Below are 1,597 nucleotides of genomic sequence, written 5' to 3'. Positions count from 1 at the left end.
AGCCATACATAGCTTCAGCCGTTTTATTTAAACCTTGAATAATAAACCGGGCATCAGTAATAATCACAGCTTCAGCCATTGAGTTAGCTGGTTCATCTGTAATAGCAGATGAATTATAACTCACCGAAAGTGTTGAGGGGGAAATAGAAATTGTTCTTGCAGCCAGTTGGTTCATTCGAAATTGGATTGTTTAAGTTACAGGCCTTATAGTAATAACCATAAAGCGTTTTTTTGCTTAATACTTTTAGATGGAACGAATTAAAAAAATGTATTTACAAAAGGTATGGGCTGAAACTATTGAATCTTTGTTTTTCTTTTACTGAAACGTGCATTTACTCAGGATAGTATGTAAAATCACTATTGAGTTATTTGGGTTTAAATTTTATGTGATAAAGTAAGCGATAAATTTCACGATAAATATAGTGTATAAAATGTAGATAAAACGTTTACTTCATAAATAAATGTTTTCGTATCATTTGGAATTAGAAATTTTATCCCTAACTCAATGGCGCCACATTTATATTTTTTAAATATTTATTTTAATTTCCTAACTATAATTTTTAAGCAAAATTTATTTTTTGTCCGGGCATTATATTTTCAAATAAGCATCCTTGCATCGCCCTCTTGTACTGCATACCCATGGGGATCTTTACCTGCACTGTTTGTAAAATACAATCATACATCCCTGCACAAAAGCAACAAAAATCAAAATGACTGTAACTCATTTTATTCCAAAAGAATGTTAGTATATCCGGGAGTAAATAATCCAATCGAAAAGTAGTTTTAAAAAAATTGAACCTCTTAAAGGCCGGTAACTCTACATGATTCTAAAGGATGTTTAACTTCTCTCATATACGAATCAGGCCCTGGGCAATTTTGCAATTCACACTTATAAAATCCACTTTGCTTTGCCTGTGATAATTAGTTGGTTTATTTATGAATGCTTTTATAAAATGTCTTAATTTCGGCTATTATAAATAGTTGTTTAACTAACTAATTTTATTGTATGTCAAAAAGAATTATAAAAAAAGTAGCTGTATTAGGCAGCGGGGTAATGGGCAGCCGCATTGCCTGCCATTTTGCAGGTATTGGCCTGCAGGTGCTTTTATTAGATATAGCCTCACGTGAGTTGAATGACGTAGAGAAAGCAAAAAAAAGCTCATTAGATCACCCTGCTGTTAAAAACCGTATTGTTAATGAGGCATTGGCCGCAGCCATTAAATCTAACCCGTCACCTGTATATACACCAGATGTTGTAAAGCGTATTTCAACCGGAAATTTTACCGATAATATGAAGGACATTGCCAACTACGATTGGGTAATTGAAGTGGTAGTAGAGCGATTGGATATTAAACAGTCTGTATTTACAGAAGTAGAAAAATATCGTAAGCCAGGTACACTCATCACTTCCAACACATCTGGCATACCCATCCACATGATGACGGAAGGGCGCAGTGAAGATTTTAAAAAGCATTTCTGTGGCACTCATTTTTTTAACCCCCCCAGGTACCTGCGCCTGCTCGAAATTATTCCTACACCCCATACAGATCCGGAAGTGGTAGATTTTTTGATGAATTACGGTGATCTGTATTTAGGC

General features: G+C 34.6%; 1 protein-coding gene. It reads left to right on the top strand.

Features of this window, described 5'->3' with window-relative positions; genetic code table 11:
• Positions 1–1,006: 1,006 nt before the first annotated feature.
• Positions 1,007–1,597 (top strand): 3-hydroxyacyl-CoA dehydrogenase family protein (locus tag ACY651_RS14285; RefSeq protein WP_462253908.1); only part of this gene is annotated, 591 nt, incomplete at its 3' end.

This window comes from Ferruginibacter sp. (assembly GCF_031391665.1).
Lineage (GTDB): Bacteria > Bacteroidota > Bacteroidia > Chitinophagales > Chitinophagaceae > Ferruginibacter.
The sequence above is the reverse complement of the archived record's forward strand: the minus strand, read 5'-3'. Positions and strand labels throughout refer to the sequence as shown.